We start from the raw sequence: 5518 nt of genomic DNA, 5'->3' as shown, positions 1-5518 counted from the left end.
TAGTCGGCGTGCCCTGGGCAGTCAACGTGCGCGTAGTGACGAGTCGGGGTGTCATACTCAACGTGAGAGGTGTTGATGGTGATACCACGAGCTTTTTCTTCTGGCGCGTTATCGATCTGATCGAAAGCACGTGCAGAACCGCCGTAGGTTTTAGCCAGTACGGTAGTGATCGCTGCAGTCAGGGTAGTTTTACCGTGGTCAACGTGGCCGATAGTACCGACGTTAACGTGCGGTTTTGTACGTTCAAACTTTTCTTTAGACATCGATTGTCCCTCTAAGACACGGATAAATCGGTGGTATCACCACATCAACCAAGCATTTGCTCGTTGAATCCAGAACAGAAAGAAAATCAGGGGGCGAGAAATTAAGAAGTGGTGCTGATAGGCAGATTCGAACTGCCGACCTCACCCTTACCAAGGGTGCGCTCTACCAACTGAGCTATATCAGCACATCTTGGAGCGGGCAGTGGGAATCGAACCCACATCATCAGCTTGGAAGGCTGAGGTAATAGCCATTATACGATGCCCGCATCCTGGAACTCGGCTACCTGATTTTTCTGTAGAATTTTGGGATGGAGCAGGATTGTTCATCACTCGGCTCGCATCCTTCGGGCCGGCTGCGCCTTGCGCTGCACAGCTCGAACCTTGCCGAAGGCTTTCGCCCTCTCCTCCCACTATCAACCGTTGCGGCATTTATCGCATTTCAGTTAATCGCCGAAGGCAAGATTTGGTGGTGGGGGAAGGATTCGAACCTTCGAAGTCTGTGACGGCAGATTTACAGTCTGCTCCCTTTGGCCGCTCGGGAACCCCACCAGATTTTAACTACTTGTGACTTGAATGGTGCCGGCTACCGGAATCGAACTGGTGACCTACTGATTACAAGTCAGTTGCTCTACCTACTGAGCTAAGCCGGCATCAAGTGCAGCGCATTCTAGGTAGAGCGGGCGACCTATGCAACAAAAAAATTGCTTTACGCGCACTTTCGCTCACAAATCAGTCAATTTTGCATACTGTCATGCAATTCGCAGCCTGCGGCGTGCAAACATTCATCACTCGCGGCAATCATTCTCTACAATTTTATCCACTTTTTGCAAGCCTTGAGCGCCGCTTTCTCCGTGTCGGGCTTCTCAAAACACTTAACCCGCAACGGTAAACTGTGAGCGGGATCGATGCACCAAAAAGGGGATACCTGCCCCGGACCGAGGCGTGAGCTACACTGATCCCTCACCCTTTTGCCGTCGTCATGCCTTTCGCCGCTGTGGCTCAGTTATTGCTTCTCTTCATTACCCCCATATCTGGAGGAATGACTCATGAAAATAGTGCCTATCAACGCCGCTACGCTGCCGATTTACCGGGATGAATTGGCCCGCCTGTTGACCGATGCCGTCACGCACGGCGCTTCTGTCGGTTACGACACCTTAATCCCTCACGAAGACGCCGAGAGCTACTTCCACAGTCTGCGACCGGCCCTGGCTAAAGGTGAACTGCTGCTGTGGATTGCCCGCGACGAGCGCGGTGTCGTTGGCACCGTGCAACTCGAACTCTGTCAGAAGCCGAACGGCCGTAATCGTGCGGAGGTGGTGAAGCTGTTGGTGCATAGCCGCGCTCGTCGCAACGGCGTAGGTCAGGCGCTGATGAAGACGCTGGAGCACGTAGCGCTGCAGCAGCAACGCGGGCTATTGTACCTGGATACGCAGGCCGGTTCGGCGGCAGAAGCGCTTTATCGCAGCCTGGGTTATCGCTGTTTGGGCGAGCTGCCGGATTATGCGGCGGGGCCCGATGGGCATTACCACCCAACGGTTATTTATTACAAACGCCTGTTCACCGTGAACCAACCTTCGCGCGCCATCGCCAGTTAACCTTCAGGCGGTATCCGGACCCGATGATGCCGCCTTGCAACCCCGCTTTATCAACTGCGCGCCGCTTCGCACAATTGACATAAACTGCTGCCTATCGACAACTTTTGCGAAAAAAGTCTACGCCAAAAACGAAGCTGTCTATAATATGCAGCTTGTTTATTCTCTGGAGTTGGCGTCCGGCGCCTTTCCCAACCTGCGTTAACAGGCAGAATTTGGCTTATGATAAAAAGAGATCAATCTTTAGCAACGCCTTACCTACAGTTCGATCGTACCCAATGGGCGGCGTTGCGAGATTCGGTGCCGCTGACGTTGTCGGAAGAAGAGATCGTTAAACTGAAAGGGATTAACGAAGATCTCTCGTTGGAAGAAGTTGCGCAGATTTATCTGCCGCTGTCACGGCTGTTGAACTTCTATATCAGTTCCAACCTGCGCCGACAGGCGGTGCTGGAGCAATTCCTCGGCACCGACGGGCAAAAGATTCCCTATGTCATCGGCATCGCCGGCAGCGTAGCCGTTGGTAAGAGCACGACCGCTCGTCTGTTGCAAGCGTTGCTGAGCCGCTGGCCTGAACATCGCAGCGTGGAGCTGATCACGACCGACGGCTTCTTGCATCCTAATAAGGTGCTGAACGAGCGCGGTCTGATGAAGAAAAAAGGCTTCCCGCAGTCTTACGATATGCATAGCCTGGTGAAATTCGTGTCGGAAGTGAAATCCGGCGCCAAACGCGTCACCGCTCCGGTTTATTCTCATTTGATCTATGACGTTGTGCCCGAAGGTAATAAAGTCATCGAGCAACCGGATATTTTGATCCTGGAAGGGCTTAACGTATTGCAAAGCGGCATGGATTATCCTCACGATCCGCATCGCGTATTCGTTTCCGATTTTGTCGACTTCTCTATATATGTCGATGCCCCGGAGACGCTATTACAAAGCTGGTATATCAATCGCTTCCTGAAATTCCGTCAAGGCGCATTTTCCAATCCCGATTCTTATTTCCATCACTATTCAAAATTGCCGGAACCGGAAGCGATTAATATCGCCACGCAATTATGGAATGAAATTAACGGGTTGAATTTGCAGCAGAATATATTGCCTACACGCGAACGCGCCAGCCTGATCATGACCAAAAGCGCTAACCACGCCGTTGAAAGCGTGCGTTTAAGAAAGTAAGCCTACCGATCGATTCAGGGGACGTTGCCGTCCCCTGCTTTCTCTAACTATTCTGCGCTGCGCAGCGATATCTCTCCACCGATGAAGGGCTTGATCTCCCCGTCTTGTTCCAGCAGCAGCGCGCCCTGCGAATCGATTCCTCGGGCGATACCCACAATCTGCCGCTCGCCGATAAGCAGCTTGACCGGCCTGTCGATAAAGTTATCCAGGGTACGCCAGCGACCGATAAAGGGCGCCAGTCCGTCTATCTCAAACTGTTTCAACGACTGACGCAGTTCATTAAGCAGGGTTGCAGCCAGCTCATTGCGATCGATCTGAACTCCCGCTTCCTGTAGGTTAATCCATCCTTGAGTAATGGCGCTGGCATTGGTATCACGCATCGCCAGGTTGATGCCGGCACCGATGACCAGTTGAGCCGCATCGCCGGTTTTCCCCGTCAGTTCGACCAGGATCCCCGCCAATTTACGATCGTTCAGATAGAGATCGTTAGGCCACTTCACGCGCACATCGGCCGCACCGAGACGCTGCAGAACTTCCGCCATCACCATCCCGATCACCAGGCTAAGCCCCATGGCCGCAGCCGGCCCCTGCTCCAGTCGCCAGAACATCGACAGGTATAAATTAGCGCCGAATGGCGAGATCCACTGCCGCCCGCGGCGCCCTCTCCCTGCCTGCTGGTATTCAGCGACACAGGCGTCACCAGAGTGCAATTCGGCAATGCGGTCCAGCAAGTATTGGTTGGTGGAATCGACCACCGGCAACACGCTTACACGCTTGTCTTCCAGCAGGCTGAGGATGCGCTCGGCTTCCAACAGCTGGATGGCGCCAGGCAGGCTGTAGCCTTTGCCGGGCACGGTAAAGACATCCAGCCCCCATTCGCGAATGGTCTGAATATGCTTATTGATCGCCGCACGGCTCATGCCCAGTGACTCACCCAGGTGTTCCCCGGAATGAAATTCACCGTCGGCCAGCAGCGCGATCAGTTTTAACGGAACCTTGGTATCTTTCATGACAGCACCGCCACGGCATTCAGCTCACCGGTCGCGCCAATAAAACGCACCTCAGGCTCCAGCCAGACGCCAAATTTATCGGCCACTGTCTTGCGTACGTGGCGCGCCAGCGCCACCACATCTTGGCTGTGGGCGTTGTCGATGTTCACCAGCACCAACGCCTGCTGACGGTGTACCGCAGCGCCGCCGATACGATATCCTTTCAGTTCGCATTGATCGATAAGCCATCCGGCGGCCAGCTTCACCTGGCCATCCTGCTGCGGATAGTGCGGCATGCCGGGATATTTGGCGATGAGTTCTGCAGCTTTCTCTGCGTTCACCAGCGGATTCTTGAAGAAGCTGCCGGCATTACCGGTTTCACGCGGATCAGGCAGCTTGCTGCGGCGCATGGCGCATACGGATTCAAATACCTGAAGCGGCGTCACCGTGGCGGGATCCAGCCTGGCCAGATCGCCGTAGCTCAATTTGGGTTGCCATTGTTTGTTGAGACGCAGGCCCAGCCCGACAATGACATGCCCGGTTTGGAAACGGTGTTTGAAAATACTTTCCCGGTAACCGAAACCACACTCGGCAGCCGGAATGCGATCGATAGCACCGGTAGAGAAGTCCAGCAGATCGACATACTCGCAGACGTCTTTCAATTCGACGCCGTAGGCGCCGATGTTCTGGATAGGGGCGGAGCCGGCCAATCCAGGAATCAACGCCAGGTTTTCCAGGCCGCAGATCCCGGCCTGCAGCGTATATTGCACCAGGTCATGCCAGTTTTCACCGGAGCTGACGTGGAGATACCAGGCATCGTTATCTTCCCGAACATCGATACCTTTCAACTGATTGACCATTACTGTGCCAGAAAAATCCTCCAGGAACAGCACGTTGCTACCTTCACCGAGAATCAGCAGCGGCTCCTGACGCTTGCGCGTTTGTTGCCACACTTTGAGCATCAGCTCAATTCTATCGGCCATGATCAGGTGCGCTGCGTTGACCGGGAGCGCAAACGTATTGTGGTTTTTTAAAGACGCGCTTTCAGTAGACATAACGTTCAGTACCCATAAAGAAATAATCTTTCGCCTAGTCTACTCGATTCGAGGCGTCTGGCTAATATTTGTTTTAATTAACGTGAAATTTATCGCCTAATACACTGGAGAATTAAGATTTATCCTTGATATAACCGGATAATTCTCATCAACATCTTCATAAATAGATATTTTTATTATTTAAATAATAATCTGGAGCTATCAATTATATATTGAGCTAGCTTTTTCTCTGACAAAAAACATTATGCATCCTTATGAAAATAATTAGCATATGCCAATAGAGGTATTTCTATAAGCAATAAATACAGCCAGGGAATTTATTTTCCCCATAGCAAAAAGCCCTGAACGTCAGTTCAGGGCTTTCGGCTTGGTTTGATGCCTGGCAGTGTCCTACTCTCGCATGGGGAGACCCCACACTACCATCGGCGCTACGGCGTTTCACTTCT

The 5518-nt window shown here is 52.7% G+C and carries 5 protein-coding genes, 4 tRNA genes and 1 other RNA gene; 2 read left to right on the top strand and 8 right to left on the bottom strand.

What is annotated here, in order from left to right; translation table 11 throughout:
• The 6 genes from ACJ8HB_RS24890 to ACJ8HB_RS24865 form a co-directional block, all read right to left on the bottom strand.
• A partial coding sequence (locus ACJ8HB_RS24890) for a GTP-binding protein (protein ID WP_227640557.1) occupies positions 1 to 263 on the bottom strand: 263 nt, incomplete at its 3' end.
• Positions 264 to 372: 109 nt separating this feature from the next.
• Positions 373 to 448 (bottom strand) — tRNA-Thr (locus tag ACJ8HB_RS24885).
• A 6-nt stretch (positions 449 to 454) separates the two neighbouring features.
• Positions 455 to 529, bottom strand: a tRNA-Gly gene (locus ACJ8HB_RS24880).
• A 36-nt stretch (positions 530 to 565) separates the two neighbouring features.
• A non-coding RNA gene (locus ACJ8HB_RS24875) (RtT sRNA) lies at positions 566 to 681 on the bottom strand.
• Positions 682 to 727: 46 nt separating this feature from the next.
• Positions 728 to 812 (bottom strand) — tRNA-Tyr (locus ACJ8HB_RS24870).
• Positions 813 to 837: 25 nt separating this feature from the next.
• Positions 838 to 913 (bottom strand) — tRNA-Thr (locus ACJ8HB_RS24865).
• A gap of 396 nt (positions 914 to 1309) precedes the next feature.
• Between ACJ8HB_RS24865 and ACJ8HB_RS24860 the strand changes: the two genes are divergently transcribed.
• Both ACJ8HB_RS24860 and coaA read left to right on the top strand, forming a co-directional pair.
• Positions 1310 to 1858, top strand: coding sequence for a GNAT family N-acetyltransferase (locus ACJ8HB_RS24860; protein WP_033650029.1), 549 nt, complete (start codon positions 1310 to 1312; stop codon positions 1856 to 1858).
• A gap of 219 nt (positions 1859 to 2077) precedes the next feature.
• Positions 2078 to 3028, top strand: coding sequence for a type I pantothenate kinase (gene coaA, locus ACJ8HB_RS24855; RefSeq protein WP_033636718.1), 951 nt, complete (start codon positions 2078 to 2080; stop codon positions 3026 to 3028).
• A 47-nt stretch (positions 3029 to 3075) separates the two neighbouring features.
• Here coaA and birA read toward each other — a convergent pair whose 3' ends face one another.
• Both birA and murB read right to left on the bottom strand, forming a co-directional pair.
• Entirely contained in the window at positions 3076 to 4038 is a 963-nt protein-coding gene (gene birA / locus ACJ8HB_RS24850; protein WP_047569744.1) for a bifunctional biotin--[acetyl-CoA-carboxylase] ligase/biotin operon repressor BirA, read from the bottom strand.
• A complete protein-coding gene (gene murB / locus ACJ8HB_RS24845) occupies positions 4035 to 5072 on the bottom strand; it encodes a UDP-N-acetylmuramate dehydrogenase (protein WP_039569855.1) in 1038 nt (345 codons plus the stop codon). Before murB ends, birA begins: the two co-directional genes overlap by 4 nt.
• Positions 5073 to 5518 lie beyond the last annotated feature (446 nt).

It is taken from the genome of Serratia sp. CY27727 (assembly GCF_052169275.1).
GTDB classification, from domain to species: Bacteria; Pseudomonadota; Gammaproteobacteria; order Enterobacterales; family Enterobacteriaceae; genus Serratia; species Serratia sarumanii.
The sequence above is the reverse complement of the archived record's forward strand: the minus strand, read 5'-3'. Positions and strand labels throughout refer to the sequence as shown.

Coding starts and splice junctions, on each gene's coding strand:
- murB (WP_039569855.1), bottom strand. CDS start 5,072: ATGTCTACTGAAAGCGCGTCTTTAAAAAACCACAATACGTTTGCGCTC.
- coaA (WP_033636718.1), top strand. CDS start 2,078: ATGATAAAAAGAGATCAATCTTTAGCAACGCCTTACCTACAGTTCGAT.
- birA (WP_047569744.1), bottom strand. CDS start 4,038: ATGAAAGATACCAAGGTTCCGTTAAAACTGATCGCGCTGCTGGCCGAC.
- ACJ8HB_RS24860 (WP_033650029.1), top strand. CDS start 1,310: ATGAAAATAGTGCCTATCAACGCCGCTACGCTGCCGATTTACCGGGAT.